This is a genomic window from Duganella sp. Leaf61, assembly GCF_001421905.1.
Taxonomy (GTDB): Bacteria; Pseudomonadota; Gammaproteobacteria; order Burkholderiales; family Burkholderiaceae_D; genus Rugamonas; species Rugamonas zoogloeoides.
On the sequence record NZ_LMLM01000029.1, the window covers coordinates 297,723 to 313,374 of the forward strand.

Sequence of the window (15,652 nt, forward strand, 5' to 3'; positions counted from 1 at the left end):
TGCACATCATACCCGGGTCCGCCGAGGACGCACCGGGCGGCAGTGCACACATTGTTACAATTTAATGGGGATCCCTACTGCTGGCCGTCGCTGAACTGCTGCGCCAGTGTTTGCAGTGGCACCCTGAGTGCGGTGGCGACCGCTACGCCGGCAGGCGCCGGCACGCGCATCGGCTTGCCCGTCGCGGTGCTGGCATGCAGCACATTGTCGCGGGTGTCGGGCGCGGCGTCCCATACCGGCTTGTCGAGTCCCTCGAACACTTGCTTGAGCTGGTCGCCCCAGGTGTTGCGGATCATCTGGAAGTACTGGTTGCGCTGGTCGATGGTGACGAAGTGGGTAATGGCCAGCGCGCCTTGCTCATACACGAGCAAATCGAGCGGCAAGCCGACCGACACGTTCGAGCGCAAGGTGGAATCCATCGAAATCAGCGCGCACTTGGCAGCATCGTCGAGGCTGGTGGCAGGCGTGATCACGCGGTCGATGATCGGCTTGCCATACTTGGCCTCGCCGATCTGGAAATAGGTATTTTCATCGTGCGATTCGATGAAGTTGCCTGCAGAATAAATCTGGAACAGGCGGCAGCGCTCGGCCCCGATCTGGCCGCCAAGGATGATGCTGACATTGAAGTCGATGCCGAACTCGGCCAGCGCTTTCGCATCGCGCTCGTGCACCCGCCGCACCACATCGCCGAGGAGGCGCGCCGCTTCGAACATGCTGGTGACATTCCAGATGCTGCGGCCATCGGCGCTGACATAATCGGCCACCAGTTGCCGGATCGATTGCGAGATCGACAGGTTACCAGCGGTCATCATGACCATGGTGCGGTCGCCGGGGACGTCGAAGACGCTCATCTTGCGGAAAGTACCCACCTGGTCCACACCCGCGTTGGTCCGCGAATCCGATAAAAACACCAGGCCGGCATCGAGGCGCATGGCCACACAATAAGTCATGTTGGATCTTGATTAATGAAAACAGTTTAATTTTACACCGAGCAACCTTTCACGGACACTAGCGGGTAGAAATATCGACTGTCACTTCCATCGATTCAATGCCGCCGCCGCGCCGCACGCCGCGTATCGGCGCTGCGCCGTCATAGTCGCGCCCGATCGCCAGCCGGCAATACGCATCGGTCATCAGGCGCGCATGGGTAACGTCGATGCTGATCCAGCCGTGATAATCCTTGTCCTCCACCCAGGCGTCCACCCAGGCATGGCTGGCCGCGTGGTCGCTGTCTTCCGGATCGATGTAACCGGACACATAGCGCGCCGGAATGCCATGCGCATGGCAGCAGGCCAGGAACAGGTGAGCGTGATCCTGGCACACGCCCTGGCCCAGCGCCAGCGCGTCGCTGGCAGTGGTCGTGACCGCCGTTGCACCGCTTTGATACTTGACTGCACCAAAGATGTGCTCGGCTAAACTCATGAGGTCACGCGATTGCGCGCGGCCATCCGGCAGGCACGACGCGGCCAGCTCGAGAATGCCGGGCGTGGCTTCGGTCAGCCGGGTAGGCGCGGTAAACAACAGCGGCGACAGTGCATCGCCGTTCGGCACCCGGCCCTTGAGCGGGGCCGTGGTCTCGACAATGCCCGACGCGACGATGTCCAGCCCCCGGTGCTGGGTGTCCATCGTCATCATGTGCGACAGGTTGCCAAAAGCGTCGGTGTAAGCGTGCACATGACCAGGCACGTTCAGGTGCCAGGACTGCACCTGCTGCTGCGGCTCCTTGCGCGGCGTCATGTGCAGTTGCTGGATGGTATAGGCCAGCGGCGCCGTATAGATATAGCGCGTTTCGTGCCGTATGGTCAATTGCATCGATTACCTTTCGTTCATGCCGCCAGGGGAACCAGGAAATCGCGGCTGACGCGATTGCCAAGCTGATTGATGTCGGCCAGGAAGCGGGTGAGGGTGTCGTGCAGGCCAGCTTCGAGGATGTCATCGATCTTGGAAAACTGCAGCGCCGCGCGCAGGCGCCCGGCCAGGCGCTCGGTATCGGCCGACACATCGTTGCGCACTTCGCCCAGGTTGTGTACCACCTCGTCCATGCACGCCAGCAGCGAACGCGGCATGTCGGCACGCAGCATCAGCAGTTCGGCGATGCGCGCCGGGGTGATCACGTCGCGGTACACCTTGCGATAGATTTCGAAACCCGAGACCGAACGCAGCAGCGCGCCCCAGTAATAAAAATCGCGCTGGTTCATGGCGTCGCGCACGGCCGGCGCGGCGGTACCGCTGTGGAACTTGACGTCGAGGATGCGCGCCGTGTTGTCGGCCCGCTCCAGGAAGGTGCCCAGGCGGATGAAATGCACGGCCTCGTCGCGCAACATGGTGCCCAGCGTGACGCCGCGCGACAGGTGCGAGCGGTACTTGACCCATTCGAAAAACTTGCTCGGGTCGTCTTCCAGCATATTGGTCTTCAGCATTTTCTGCATGTCAAGCCAGGTCTGGTTCTGGGTTTCCCAGACCTCGGTGGTCAGCGTGCCACGCACGGCGCGGGCGTTTTCGCGCGCTTCGGTCAGGCACGAAACCACCGAAGACGGATTGGCGGGATCGCGCACCATGAAGTCGATGACTTCGCGTGCACCGAGTACATCGTAGTGCTCGGCAAAGCGGTGCTCCAGTTCGGAAATACCGAGCAGGGCGCGCCAGACCTGGGCGTTATCTTCATCGGACTGCGGCAACATGCAGGTTTGCACATTGACGTCCAACATGCGGGCGGTGTTCTCGGCGCGCTCGGTGTAGCGCGCCATCCAGAACAGGTGGTCGGCGGTGCGGCTTAACATGGGTGTCTCCTTAGCGTTCCAAAATCCAGGTATCCTTGGTGCCGCCGCCTTGCGACGAGTTCACCACCAGCGAGCCTTCCTGCAAGGCCACGCGCGTCAGGCCGCCGGGTACCATCGAAATGGTCTTGCCAGACAACACGAACGGCCGCAAGTCGATATGGCGCGGCGCGATGCCGTCCTCCACATACGTCGGGCAGGCCGACAGGGCCAGCGTGGGCTGGGCGATATAGCCGTTGGGGTTGGCCAGCAGGCGGGCCCGGAAGTCTTCGATCTGCTGCTTGGTCGAGGCCGGTCCTACCAGCATGCCGTAGCCGCCGGCGCCGTGCACTTCCTTGACCACCAGGTCGGGCAGGTTGGCCAGCGTGTACGCCAGATCCTCTTTCTTGCGACACTGGTACGTCGGTACGTTGTTGAGGATCGGTTCTTCCGACAGGTAAAACTTGATCATGTCGGGCACGAACGGGTAAATCGACTTGTCGTCGGCCACGCCGGTACCGATCGCATTGGCCAGGGTAACGCGGCCGGCGCGGTACACTGACAGCAAACCGGGCACGCCCAGCGAAGAATCGGGACGGAACGCCAGCGGATCGAGGAAATCGTCGTCCAGGCGGCGGTAAATCACATCGACCCGCTTGGGGCCGCGCGTGGTGCGCATGAAGACCGTGTTATCGCTGACAAACAAATCCTTGCCCTCGACCAGTTCCACGCCCATCTGCTGGGCCAGGAACGCGTGTTCGAAGTAGGCCGAGTTGTACATGCCGGGGGTCATTACCACCACCACCGGGTCGGTAATGCCCATCGGCGCGACCGAGCGCAAGTTGTCGAGCAGCATGTCTGGATAATGATCGACCGGTGCAATTTTGTTGCGCGCGAACAACTCCGGGAACAAGCGCATCATCATCTTGCGGTCTTCCAGCATGTACGACACGCCGGACGGCACCCGTAAATTGTCCTCCAACACGTAAAACTCGCCTTCGCCGGCGCGCACGATATCGACCCCGGCAATATGGGCGTAGATGTCGGAGGCGACATTGATGCCTTGCATTTCCGGTCGATACTGGGCGTTCTTGTAGATCTGCTCTGCCGGGATCAGGCCGGCCTTGACGATATTCTGGTCATGATAAATATCATGGATAAACATATTGAGCGCTTTAACGCGCTGCACCAGGCCGGCCTCCATCTGCTTCCATTCGGCAGCGGTGATGATGCGGGGGATGGTGTCGAACGGAATCAGCCGTTCGGTGCCGGCGTCGTCGCCGTAGACGGCAAAAGTAATACCCACCCGGCGGAAGGTCAGATCCGCCTCCGCCCGCTTGCGTTCGATGGTATCGGGCGACTGGCGTTGCAGCCAGCCACAAAACTCACGGTAATGCTCACGCACCTCGGCGCTGGCGTTGTGTGCCAGGCCATCTGCGGTCATTTCATTGAAAAATTTTCCCATAATATAACTTCCCCCTGTTGAGTGCAGTTATATCAAGAAACATGCCAGAAGACCCGCACGATTATGGTGCATAAAAAAAGCACGCGACCAGCGCGTGCTTTTTCGGTGGTAATTTTAAGACTTACAGGTTGCCAAGTCCCGAACCACGGCTGCTCGAATAGCCGGGATCGCTCTGCAGGCTGCCGTTGCCGGCGCTCATCACGCTGCCGCTGGCGGTACGGCCGCCGGGCATGGCTTGCTGGGTGCCATAGAAATCGTGAATCTGGGTGGAGAATTCGGAGCTGGCCATGTCGGGCCAATTGTCCTTGTCGAAGCCGGGAGCGTTCTTCAGGTGGTCTTTCGACACGTTGAGCAGGAAGCGCTTGTTGACGGTGTCGAGTTGCAGCGCTTCCCATGGCACCGCAAACAGCTTGTCGCCCATGCCCAGCCAGCCGCCGAACGACAACACGGCGTAGGCCACATTACCCTGGCGCATGTCGAGCATGATTTCCTTGATGTCGCCCAGGTCTTCTTCCTGCAGGTTGTACACGTCTTCGCCGATGAGGGTGTCGGCGCCCATCAGACGCGGGCCGGGGCCGTTGTCGATGTCTGCATAATCGGTGTTGTAAATGCCGTAGGTGTCGCGGTCGAGGTAGCTCATGGTGGTCTCCTGATGGTTGGGGGATACACGCTGGCTTCCGGCGCTTTCCGCCGGGTGTGTAGCGCAGCACAGGACCGATGATGCGGTGAGCTCGCCGAGACGGCTATAGGTGCACGCGCGGCACGACTGTAGGACCAGGATGAGTAACTGAGGCACATAGCAAGATGCTACACTCGTGCCTTTGCTCTCCCGTATTTTCATGTCCTTGCCCCCATACGCTCACAGCGCCGAACTGCGCACCCGCGCCTTGCACTGCCTGCTGCAATCGGACCCGTTCGAGAAAGTCGCCGCCGTCAACGCCCTGGCCGCAGCCGTTCGTGCCGGCAGCTGCGCGCCCGATCCCGCCGCGCAGCTTCAAGCGCCGGCCGACCGGCCGATACCAGGTCGCCCGGACTTGCCGGAACTGGTGCTGCCGTCAGCACTGGGCAAGCGTTCGATGAACACGGTGGAAGGGCGCGCCATGCTGATCCACGCGCTGGCCCACATCGAATTCAACGCCATCAACCTGGCGCTCGATGCGCTGTGGCGGTTCCCCGATCTGCCTGCTGCCTACTACACCGATTGGCTGAAAGTGGCGCAAGAGGAATCGCTGCACTTTTCGCTGGTGGCCGCGCACCTGGTGACGCTCGGCTATGCCTACGGCGACTTCACCGCCCACGGCAGCCTGTGGGAAATGGTGGCCAAGACCACCGGCGACGCGCTGGCGCGCATGGCCCTGGTGCCACGCGTGCTGGAAGCGCGGGGGCTGGACGCCAATCCGCCGATGCGCGCCAAGATCGCCCAGGCCGGCGACTTGCAGGCCGCTGCCATTCTCGACATTATCCTGGACGACGAAATCGGCCACGTCGAGATCGGCAACCGCTGGTACCGCCACCTGTGCCACCAGCGCGGGCTGGAGCCGCGCGCGACGTTCGCCGCGCTGTGCGAGGAATACTGGGCGCCGGTGCCGCGTGGCCCGTTCAATCTCGAAGCGCGCCGCCAGGCCGGTTTTACGGAAGAGGAAATCGCCGACCTTTGCGCCAATAAGTAGTATCACGTAAGCCGCACTAACCTGCAGTCAACAGTGCGGATGTCGTCCTGATAATGCGATTAAGATGCTTTGACTCATCCGGCCACAAGTCGTCGATGAATCATTACTCACAATCTAGCCACAGGACGAATCGATGATGAACGACCTTAGCGATGTAAAAATCACCCGGCGCGACCTGCTGATCGCAGGCGCCATTACCGCCACTACTGCCGCCGTTCCGTCGGTGACCGGCGCTCAAAACAACAGCAACTCCGGCGGCGGCAATGGCGGCGCGGCGCAAGCGGCTGCCGCCCCCGTGATCAACAAGGTCACGCTGGTGGTCAATGGCCAGTCGCGTGCGGTGGACGTCGATACCCGCACCACCTTGCTCGACGTACTGCGTGAAAACATGCACCTGACCGGCACCAAGAAGGGGTGCGACCATGGCCAGTGCGGCGCCTGCACCGTCATCGTCGAAGGACGGCGCATCAACTCCTGCCTGTCGCTGGCCGTGATGCACGACGGCGACAAGATCACCACCATCGAAGGCCTGGGCACGCCCGACAAATTGCACCCGATGCAAGCGGCGTTCGTCAAGCACGATGGCTACCAGTGCGGCTACTGTACCCCCGGCCAGATCTGTTCGGCCATCTCGGCCATCGAGGAAATCAAACAGGGCATCCCGAGCCACGTCACCGCCGACCTTAACACCAAGCCGCTACTCAGCAGCGAGGAACTGCGTGAGCGCATGAGCGGTAATATCTGTCGCTGTGGCGCGTACTCCAACATCATCGACGCCATCAACGACGTCGCCGGGAGCCGCGCATGAAAGCCTTTAGCTACGAACGCGCCAGGACCCCGGCTGAAGCAGCGGCCGCGATTGCCCGCCAACCGAATGCGAAATTCATCGCCGGCGGCACCAACTTGCTCGACCTGATGAAGCTCGAAATCGAGGCGCCCACGCACCTGGTGGACGTCAACGGCATCGGCTTCGACAAGATCGAAGCGACAAAAGAAGGCGGCCTGCGCATCGGCGCGCTGGTCCGTAACACTGATCTTGCCGCCGACCAGCGCGTGCGGCGTGACTACGCCGTGCTGTCGCGCGCCTTGCTGGCGGGTGCCTCGGCGCAGTTGCGCAACAAGGCCACCACGGCCGGCAACCTGCTGCAACGCACGCGCTGCCCATACTTCTACGACACCAACCAGGCGTGCAACAAGCGTCAACCGGGCAGTGGCTGCTCGGCCATCGGCGGCTTTTCGCGCCAGCACGCGGTCGTCGGCACCAGCGATGCCTGCATTGCCACCCACCCGAGCGACATGGCCGTGGCCATGCAATTGCTCGATGCGCGCGTGGAAACCGTGAAAGCCGACGGCGCCACCCGCACCATCGCCATGGCTGACTTCCACCGTCTGCCGGGCAACACGCCGCACATCGAGACCGCGCTTGAACCGGGCGAACTGATCACGGCGGTGACCTTGCCCAAGCCGCTGGGCGGCAAGCACTATTACCGCAAGGTGCGCGACCGCTCGTCGTACGCATTCGCGCTGATTTCGGTGGCGGCCGTGGTGCTGCCGGACGGCACCGGCCGCGTGGCCCTCGGCGGTGTCGCCCACAAGCCGTGGCGTTTGCCGGCGGCGGACTCCAGCGTGGCGCAAGGCGGCAAGGCCGTGGCCGACCAGTTGCTGGCCGGCGCCCGCACCACCGAAGACAACGCCTTCAAGATCACCCTGGTCCAGCGCACGATCTCCGCCGTGCTGGCGGAAGCGAAGAAAGCCTAAGCCATGAAATTTACCACTCCCGCTACCACCAATCCGATCGACCAGCTGAAGGTCGTCGGCAAGCCGCTCGACCGCATCGACGGCCCCATGAAAACTACCGGCACCGCGCCGTATGCCTACGAGCAGCACGCGGTGGCGCCGAATGCCGCCTACGGCTACGTGGTCGGTTCGTCTATCGCCAAGGGCAAGATTACGGCGATCGACCTGGCTGCTGCCCGCAAATCGCCGGGCGTGCTGGCCATCGTCACTTACGAAAATGCCGGCAAGCTGGGCAAGGGCAAGATGAACACCGCCCACCTGCTGGCCGGTCCAGACGTCGAACACTATCACCAGGCCGTCGCCGTGGTCGTGGCCGACACCTGGGAACAGGCGCGCGCCGCCGCCCAGCTGGTGCAAGTGAAATACGCCGAAAGCGCAGGCGCCTATGAGCTGGCCAAGGTGAAGGACACCGCCAAGCCGCACAAGGACAAGGAAAACGCCGATACCAAGGTTGGCGACTTCGACGGCGCCTTCAAAGCGGCGCCGGTCAAAATCGACCTTACCTACACCACGCCCGACCAGTCGCACGCGATGATGGAACCGCACGCGTCGATCGCCAAATGGGATGGCGACAAGGTCACCATCTGGACCTCGAACCAGATGATCGCCTGGGGCCAGGGCGATGTTGCCAAGACTCTCGGCCTGTCCAAGGACCAGGTGCGGCTGGTGTCGCCTTACATCGGCGGCGGCTTCGGCGGCAAGCTGTTCGTGCGCTGCGAGGCCGTGCTGGCGGCGCTCGGCGCCAAGGCGGCCGGCCGCCCGGTCAAGCTGACCCTGCCACGGCCGTTCATGTTCAACAACACCACGCACCGCCCGGCCACCATCCAGCGCCTGCGCATCGGCGCCAGCCGCGAGGGCAAGATCACCGCCATCGGCCACGAAAGCTGGTCCGGCGACCTGCCCGAAGGTCAACCGGAAACCGCCACCGCCCAGACCAAGCTGCTGTATGCCGGCGCCAACCGCATGACCAAAATGCGCTTAGCTGTTCTCAATCTCCCCGAAGGCAACGCCATGCGCGCCCCGGGCGAAGCGCCGGGCCTGATGGCGCTGGAAGTGGCGATCGACGAGCTGGCCGAAAAGCTGAAAATGGATCCGGTGCGCTTCCGTATCATCAACGACATCACCCATGATCCGGCCAAGCGCGAGCGCAAGTTCTCGCAACGCCGCTTTGTCGAGTGCATGCGCGTGGGTTCCGAGCGCTTCGGCTGGGACAAGCGCAACGCCCAGCCGGGCCAGGTGCGAGATGGCCGCTGGCTGATCGGCTACGGTGTCGCATCTGCTTTCCGCAATAACATCGTCATGAAGTCGGGCGCGCGCGTCAAACTCGACAGCAAGGGCATCATCACGGTCGAAACCGACATGACCGACATCGGCACCGGGAGCTACACCATCATCGCCCAGACCGCCGCTGAAATGATGGGCGTTACCATCGACAAGGTCGTGGTCAAGCTTGGCGACTCCGATTTCCCGGTCTCGGCCGGCTCGGGCGGGCAGTGGGGCGGCAACAGCTCCACCGCCGGCGTGTACGCCGCCTGCGTCAAGCTGCGCGAGGCCGTGGCGCAAAAACTGGGCCTGCCGGCAGACGCGGAATTTGCCGATGGCTCGGTGCGCGGCGGCGGCAAGACGGCCACCCTGGCCAAGGCCGCCGAAAGTGGCGATATCATGGCCGAGGACAGCATCGAGTTTGGCGACCTGGACAAGAAATTCCAGCAATCGACGTTCGGCGCGCACTTCGTCGAAGTGGGAGTCGATGCCGACACCGGCGAAACCCGCATCCGCCGCATGCTGGCCGTCTGCGCAGCCGGCCGCATCCTCAACCCCAAGTCGGCCCGCAGCCAGGTCATCGGCGCCATGACCATGGGCGCGGGTGCTGCCTTGATGGAAGACCTGGTGGTGGACCACCGCCGTGGCTTCTTCGTCAACCACGACCTGGCCGGCTACGAAGTACCGGTCCATGCCGACATTCCGCACCAGGACGTGATCTTCCTTAACGAAACCGACCCGATGTCGTCGCCGATGAAGGCCAAGGGTGTCGGCGAACTCGGTATTTGCGGGGTAGGGGCGGCGATCGCCAACGCCATCTATAACGCTACCGGTGTGCGCGTGCGAGAATATCCGATCACGCTCGACAAGCTGATCGACAAGTTGCCGCAGCAGGCGTGACCAGCGACCGCTAGCCGCCCATCCGTCATTCCCGCTTTTGCGGGAATGACGGGCTATGCTGGTCGTCAAAACCAACGAGCGGCGTGGCGGCTACGTGCGCAATATCCACGTCAACAATGTCACTTTGAACAAGATTCAAGTCAGAAAGGTGGGCGATACACCCATCTTGACCGAAAATGTCCACGGTTTCATACACCAGGGATAAGTAGTCTTATCGAGATAATCGATTACAATGGCCTCCTCTTAACTCTGGAAGGCAAGGCATGGAATGGCTATTCGACCCAAACATTTGGGTCGGCTTGTTCGCACTTATCGTACTCGAAATCGTTCTCGGTATTGATAACCTGATATTCATAGCAATTCTCGCGGACAAACTCGCGCCCGAGCAGCGCGACAAGGCAAGGCTGATCGGTTTGAGCCTGGCGATGGTCATGCGCCTCGGCTTGCTGTCTGTCATGTCCTGGCTGGTCACCCTGACCGAGCCGCTGTTCCACATAGCCTCGCAACCGTTCTCCGGCCGTGACCTGATCCTGCTGTTGGGTGGCCTGTTCCTGCTGTTCAAGGCTACTACCGAGCTGCACGAGCGGGTCGAGGGGAAGGTCCACGTTCACACCGGCAACCGCGAATACGCGAGCTTTGGCGCGGTCGTGGCGCAAATCGTCGTGCTCGACGCCGTGTTCTCCCTCGACGCCGTGATCACGGCTGTCGGCATGGTCGAGCAACTGGGCGTGATGATGGCCGCCGTGGTGATCTCGATGGCCGTGATGGTGCTGGCGTCGAAACCGCTGACGCGTTTCGTCAACGCCCACCCGACCGTGGTGGTGTTGTGCCTGAGCTTCCTGCTGATGGTGGGCTTGAGCCTGATCGCCGAAGGCCTGGGCTTCCACATCCCCAAAGGTTATCTGTACGCAGCGATCGGTTTCTCGGTCGTGATCGAGTTCCTCAACCAGCTGGCGCGCCGCAACTTTCTGCGCAAGGACGCGCATATCGCGCTGCGCGACCGTACGGCCGACGCTGTATTGCGCCTGCTGGGCGGCAAGAAGCGTGCAGCAGCAGGTGTTGAGCCTGAGGAGCCCAGCGACACCGTCGAATTGCCTGCATTTGAAGAACAGGAACGCAATATGGTCAGCGGTGTGCTGAGCCTGTCGCAGCGCTCGATCCGGTCCATCATGACCAACCGTTCCGACATTTCGTGGATCGACCTGGACCAGGACAGCGCCACCATCCAGGGCCAGTTGCTGGAAACGCCGCACAGCTTCTTCCCGGTCAGCCGGGGCCAGCTCGACAACGTGGTGGGCATCGTGCGCGCCAAGGACCTGGTGGCCTGCCTGGCCGCCGGCCAGGAAATCACCGACGAATACGTGCGCGCACCGATCATCATGCCCGAAGCAGGTGGCGTGCTGAAAGTGATGGAAACCCTCAAGCGCTCGCGCCAACTGGTGCTGATCGCCGACGAGTACGGCACCATCGTGGGCCTGGTCACGCCGATCGACATCCTGGAAGCGATCGCCGGCGAGTTCCCGGACGAGGACGAGCAACCGGAAGTGCAAGTGGAAGGCCCGGGCCGCTGGCGCGTAGCCGGCAGCGCCGACCTGCACCACTTGCAGCAAGTGCTGGAGACCGATGCGCTGGTCAGCGAGACCGACGACTACGCGTCACTGGGTGGCTTCATGCTGGAACAATTCGGCGCCTTGCCGGAGCTGGGCCAGGCCATCGAGGTCGATGGATTGCGCTTCGAGGTGGCGGAACTGCTGGAGCGCAGGATTGCCACGGTGCTGATCAGCCGGGTAGAACCGCAGGCCGATAACGCGTAAAAAAAATCCCCGCAATTGCGGGGATCGCGTATTTCTTACTTCGCCGGGGCGTTCGACCCCGGCACTATTTCCAGCTTTACCCCACCGCGTACCGTCCGCAGATTCACCAGTTTCACAGGCTCCAGTGCGTTGGTCGCCTTGCCATCGGTGGTGACCGCCAGCGCAATCGTGTTCTGACCGTTGGGATTCAGAATGCCCGGCGGCAGCACGAACACCCGTTGCGGACCGATGTGGGCGATGAACTGGCCCATATTCCAGCCATTCACAAAGATCAGCACGCGGTTCTCGCGCTCCGAACGCGGCGTGGTCGTGTCGCCGAATGCCAGTCCCAGTTGCACATCGTGGTCTTTCGGCAGGTCGAGGTCGAACGACGTGCGCAGCCAGTAGGTGCCGGCTGCCGGTGGCGCAGCGGTGGGCTTGGCGGCGGCCCAACCGGTTTTGCTGTCCTGCTGCTCCCACAACGGGCGATACCAGCCGGCGCGCTCGCCGTACAGGCCGCCATTGTTCATCGGACCGCGCACCACGTCGGCAATCTGCTCGCCGCCGAGGTTGCCCTGAATGCGCCAGGTGATCGGCACGCCGAAGCGCTGGCCCCCACGCTTGGTCAACGAGGCGGCGATCAGGCCGCGCGCTTCGCGGTGGTAATCGTCGGCCATCAGGTTCCAGTTGTGCGAATTATTGCGCACCATGACCGCGATGACGTGCTCGCCCTTCGTCAATTTATCGCCGAAAAACAGCTTGACGCTGTCGGTGGTCTCGGGGAACGAACGACCGACGTCCATCTCGTCCTGGCCAATGAACTTGCCATCGACCCACACCTGCACCATGCCCGCGCCGCCGGCGCCGTAGAACAGTTCCAGCTGGTTGGTTTTGGGGTCAACAATGTTGACGCGGCCGCGATACCAGACATCGCCGTGGTGGAAGCCATAGTCGCTCATCGCCAGCGTCGGCTGGCCGCGCTCGGGCATGGTCCAGGTTTGCGCTGCCGAGGCGCGATTATCAACCTTTGTCCACTTGCTGTCGTCGAAGCCGGGCTGGGCTTCCAGGCTGTCCATGCGGCGCGACCAGGGCAGGGTGGCCAGGTCGGGCAGTTTGACGGCGGCAGGACCGGCCAGCGTGCCGGCCTTGATGCTGCCATCGGGCTGCGGCACCAGCGCCAGGTTGTCGCCGTTGAAGCTGGCCGAGGTAAAGGCCGGGCCCCACACGGTCAGCTCGCTGGCGGCGGCGGTGTCGCCGGTCAGGGCCAGTTTGCCGTCAGCCAGGGTGGCGGTGCGCACCATGGCTGGCGTCAGTTGCAATACCTGGCCGGCCGCAGTGTTCTGGCTCCAGAACTGCAGGCTGTGCTTGTTATCGGCCAGCAGCAGCAACAGCGGCGCGCGGCCACCGCCGGTGATGCGCACGCGGGCCAGGCCATCGTGGGTGTAGGTCAGCTTGAGGTCGCCCGTAGCGGCATCGAAACGCGCTGCCACCTGGCCGGCCAGCACTTCCACCTTCGGTTCGCCCTTGAAGCGCAGCACGGTTTCGCCGGCCTCGCCATCGCGGCCGTGCAGCAGCGCGATGTCGCGCTCGCCGTTGGCGAAATGGGTCTGGATTTCCGAGGTTGAATACACCAGGTGCTGGCGCTCGAGCTTGTAGTTCGCCAGCAGCATCTTGGCGTCCTGGCCGTTCAGGCGCAGCGGCACCTGGTACTTGCCGTCGGCCGTGGCCAGGTCGAACGTAAAGCTGTCGTCGGTGGTCAGGTCGGACGGGCTGTGCACGGCAAACAGCACGTGGGTGCCCAGGTCCGGATTGATGTTGTGATAGACCTTGGCTTTCGGCGACGAGGTGGTGATTTCCGGGCCCTTGTCCATCTTGGCCAGCGCCTGTTCGGCAGCCTGCACGAACATGCCTTGCTGCTTGAGCGACAGCGCCTTGGCGCGCAAGCCGCGATCTTCCGAGATCGGCGCGCCGTAATCGTACGACGTGTACACCACCGGACCGGCCAGCCAGCCCCACGACGTGCCGCCAAAAGTCATGTACACATTGTGGATGGTGATGCGGTTGATCAGGTTGGTGCCATAGAACACGCGCTGGTAGCCGGTGCCTTGGCGTTCGGCGGTGCAATTATAGGTGCCGTTGGAGCCCCAGTAATCAAACCAGCCGCCACCGAGCTCGGCCGCAAAACCGGGCGTCTTCGGCGACGACAGCGAGCCGATCTTGGGCGAGTTCTTGCCATAGATGCCCCAGTCGGGCGCGCGGTTGGGGCCGGCCGGGCTGGCAAACACGTTGCAGGTGCCGCCCGGGTAGCCGTCGAACGCGTACATGTCGGTGGGGCCGGGATTGGCCCATGGCGCGGTGGAGTTCTTTGGCGTCCAGTCTGGCAGGCGGCCGGCCGAGTTGTGGAAGAACGGCACGGTCAGGCCATCGGCGCGGGCCTTTTTTGCCAGGTGTTCCATCTGGCGCACGTGTTTCGGCTCAACCTTGCCCAGTTCGTTTTCGAGCTGGTAGGCGATCACGTTGCCGCCGCCCGTCGTGGCCTGGTGGCGGGCGATGATGGCGTTAATCTGCGTCATCCATTCATCGACGGCCGCCAGGTACACAGGGTCGTCGGTACGCGCCTCGGCGCGGTTGCGGAACATCCAGCCCGGGTAGCCGCCACCGGTCAGTTCCGCGTTGACGTACGGACCGGTACGGGCAATCACGTACATGCCTTCTTCTTCGGCGATCTCGAGCGCGCGCTCGACATTGCGGACATTGGAAAAATCGTACACGCCGGGCGCTGACGAGTGATAGCCCCAGTCGAAATAAAAGGCCACGCCGTTGAAGCCGAGCGCTTTCATCTTCTGGATCACGTCGCGCCACAGCGACGGGTTGGGCAGGCGGAACGGGTGGATTTCACCGGACCACACCACGATGCGCTTGCCATCGACCAGCATCGAATGCTCGTCCCAGCTGATTTTTTTTGGTTGGCCTTTCGGCCTGGTGGCGGCAGCGAACTGCTTGCCGTCTTCCGCCAGCACGGCGGTCTTGCCCAGCAGGCCGGACACGCCGCCCAGTTCCTGTTTCGCGGTCCAGGTGCGCAGACCGTCGCTGCTGTCGGCGTACCACAGCTTGCCCAGAACGGCATCGCTAAAGTACGCGCGCCAGTGGCCGTTGGCCAGCTTGACCAGCGACTGGCCGCCGGCCGTGCGGCCCCAGCTCTCGCGGTCGCCACGGGGGGCAACCGTCCACGGCCCGGCCAGCGCGGTGGCGGTGGCCAGTTCCAGCAAGCCGGTCTTGTCATCGCGCACCAGCGCGGCATAGCCGTCATCGGTCGCCACCACCACGGCATCGCTGGCGGCGGGCAGGCCGACGAGCGTGACAGGCGCCGACCATTGCGACAGGTCGGCATTGGCCGTCAGCAGTTGCACGTTGCCTGTGCTGGAAGCGACCACAAGCTTCAGTGCGCCATCCTTGTCGCGCAGCCAGCGCGGCGTGCCGGCGATGCCGGGCAAGTCGCGCACGAACTGCCAGCGTTTCAGATCCTGCGAGCGGGTGAGGGCCAGTGCGCTGCCGGTGGCATACACCACGTAGTAATAGCCGTCGCTGTGCCGCACGATGGCCGGATCGCGCAGCGTGGCGCTGCCAGTTGCCTGATCGGGCTGGAACGCTTCCGAGGCCAGCGATGTGAAGGTCACGCCATCGGTGGACGAAAACACGCTCAGCGCATTATTCGACGCCAGGTTGACACTGGTCAGCACGAACGCCTGGACGTTGGCGGCCGGGTTGTTGGCGCTGGCGGCAGAGGTGGTGGTCGACGCGGGGCGGTTGGCATCGGAGGCCTGGGGAATACCGAGTTCCTGCGCCATGCAGCTGAGCGCAAGCGACATGCCGCCAAGGGCGGTCAGGCCGGTATGGAGCAACTTCAGGCGGGGGCGGGAAGCGGGGGCGCGACGTCCGGGAAAGCGTGGTGGAATAGTGAGCATGGACCCTGTATCTGATGGTTAAAGATTCCGAGCGCTCATGATA

General features: G+C 63.0%; 11 protein-coding genes. 5 read left to right on the forward strand and 6 right to left on the reverse strand.

Annotated features, from left to right (window positions below; translation table 11 throughout):
• Window positions 1-74 precede the first annotated feature (74 nt).
• From ASF04_RS19380 to ASF04_RS19400, 5 genes are all read right to left on the reverse strand, one after another.
• On the reverse strand, window positions 75-950 hold the full coding sequence (locus ASF04_RS19380) for a proteasome-type protease (RefSeq protein WP_056145378.1): 876 nt from the start codon (window positions 948-950) through the stop codon (window positions 75-77).
• A gap of 58 nt (window positions 951-1,008) precedes the next feature.
• Window positions 1,009-1,812 carry a transglutaminase family protein gene (locus ASF04_RS19385; RefSeq protein WP_056145381.1) on the reverse strand — a complete coding sequence of 268 codons (804 nt, stop codon included), beginning with the start codon at window positions 1,810-1,812 and terminating at the stop codon, window positions 1,009-1,011.
• Between the two features lie 14 nt (window positions 1,813-1,826).
• Window positions 1,827-2,780, reverse strand: a complete 954-nt coding sequence (locus ASF04_RS19390; protein ID WP_019921121.1) for an alpha-E domain-containing protein — start codon at window positions 2,778-2,780, stop codon at window positions 1,827-1,829.
• Between the two features lie 10 nt (window positions 2,781-2,790).
• Entirely contained in the window at window positions 2,791-4,221 is a 1,431-nt protein-coding gene (locus ASF04_RS19395; protein ID WP_056145383.1) for a circularly permuted type 2 ATP-grasp protein, read from the reverse strand.
• A gap of 121 nt (window positions 4,222-4,342) precedes the next feature.
• Window positions 4,343-4,861, reverse strand: a complete 519-nt coding sequence (locus ASF04_RS19400; protein WP_056145386.1) for a PRC-barrel domain-containing protein — start codon at window positions 4,859-4,861, stop codon at window positions 4,343-4,345.
• Window positions 4,862-5,060: 199 nt separating this feature from the next.
• Between ASF04_RS19400 and ASF04_RS19405 the strand changes: the two genes are divergently transcribed.
• From ASF04_RS19405 to ASF04_RS19425, 5 genes are all read left to right on the forward strand, one after another.
• Entirely contained in the window at window positions 5,061-5,891 is an 831-nt protein-coding gene (locus ASF04_RS19405; RefSeq protein WP_056145390.1) for a ferritin-like domain-containing protein, read from the forward strand.
• A 133-nt stretch (window positions 5,892-6,024) separates the two neighbouring features.
• Window positions 6,025-6,699 (forward strand): aldehyde dehydrogenase iron-sulfur subunit PaoA, encoded by a 675-nt coding sequence (gene paoA / locus ASF04_RS19410; RefSeq protein WP_373922148.1) that lies wholly within the window; start codon window positions 6,025-6,027, stop codon window positions 6,697-6,699.
• Window positions 6,696-7,649, forward strand: a complete 954-nt coding sequence (locus ASF04_RS19415; RefSeq protein ID WP_056145394.1) for a xanthine dehydrogenase family protein subunit M — start codon at window positions 6,696-6,698, stop codon at window positions 7,647-7,649. Before paoA ends, ASF04_RS19415 begins: the two co-directional genes overlap by 4 nt.
• 3 nt (window positions 7,650-7,652) lie before the next feature.
• Complete coding sequence (gene paoC, locus ASF04_RS19420) at window positions 7,653-9,851, forward strand: aldehyde oxidoreductase molybdenum-binding subunit PaoC (RefSeq protein ID WP_056145397.1); 2,199 nt, start codon at window positions 7,653-7,655, stop codon at window positions 9,849-9,851.
• A 263-nt stretch (window positions 9,852-10,114) separates the two neighbouring features.
• Window positions 10,115-11,665 (forward strand): TerC family protein, encoded by a 1,551-nt coding sequence (locus ASF04_RS19425; protein ID WP_056145400.1) that lies wholly within the window; start codon window positions 10,115-10,117, stop codon window positions 11,663-11,665.
• A gap of 35 nt (window positions 11,666-11,700) precedes the next feature.
• On the opposite strand, the gene ASF04_RS19430 is transcribed toward ASF04_RS19425, so the two are convergent.
• Window positions 11,701-15,609, reverse strand: coding sequence for a beta-galactosidase (locus ASF04_RS19430; RefSeq protein ID WP_229205124.1), 3,909 nt, complete (start codon window positions 15,607-15,609; stop codon window positions 11,701-11,703).
• Window positions 15,610-15,652 lie beyond the last annotated feature (43 nt).

Bases quoted from the DNA above. Each gene is read 5' to 3' on its own strand.
- ASF04_RS19380 (WP_056145378.1), bottom strand. From the start codon at position 950: ATGACTTATTGTGTGGCCATGCGCCTCGATGCCGGCCTGGTGTTTTTA.
- ASF04_RS19400 (WP_056145386.1), bottom strand. From the start codon at position 4,861: ATGAGCTACCTCGACCGCGACACCTACGGCATTTACAACACCGATTAT.
- ASF04_RS19390 (WP_019921121.1), bottom strand. From the start codon at position 2,780: ATGTTAAGCCGCACCGCCGACCACCTGTTCTGGATGGCGCGCTACACC.
- ASF04_RS19385 (WP_056145381.1), bottom strand. From the start codon at position 1,812: ATGCAATTGACCATACGGCACGAAACGCGCTATATCTATACGGCGCCG.
- ASF04_RS19430 (WP_229205124.1), bottom strand. From the start codon at position 15,609: ATGCTCACTATTCCACCACGCTTTCCCGGACGTCGCGCCCCCGCTTCC.
- ASF04_RS19405 (WP_056145390.1), top strand. From the start codon at position 5,061: ATGTCCTTGCCCCCATACGCTCACAGCGCCGAACTGCGCACCCGCGCC.
- ASF04_RS19425 (WP_056145400.1), top strand. From the start codon at position 10,115: ATGGAATGGCTATTCGACCCAAACATTTGGGTCGGCTTGTTCGCACTT.
- paoC (WP_056145397.1), top strand. From the start codon at position 7,653: ATGAAATTTACCACTCCCGCTACCACCAATCCGATCGACCAGCTGAAG.
- ASF04_RS19415 (WP_056145394.1), top strand. From the start codon at position 6,696: ATGAAAGCCTTTAGCTACGAACGCGCCAGGACCCCGGCTGAAGCAGCG.
- ASF04_RS19395 (WP_056145383.1), bottom strand. From the start codon at position 4,221: ATGGGAAAATTTTTCAATGAAATGACCGCAGATGGCCTGGCACACAAC.
- paoA (WP_373922148.1), top strand. From the start codon at position 6,025: ATGATGAACGACCTTAGCGATGTAAAAATCACCCGGCGCGACCTGCTG.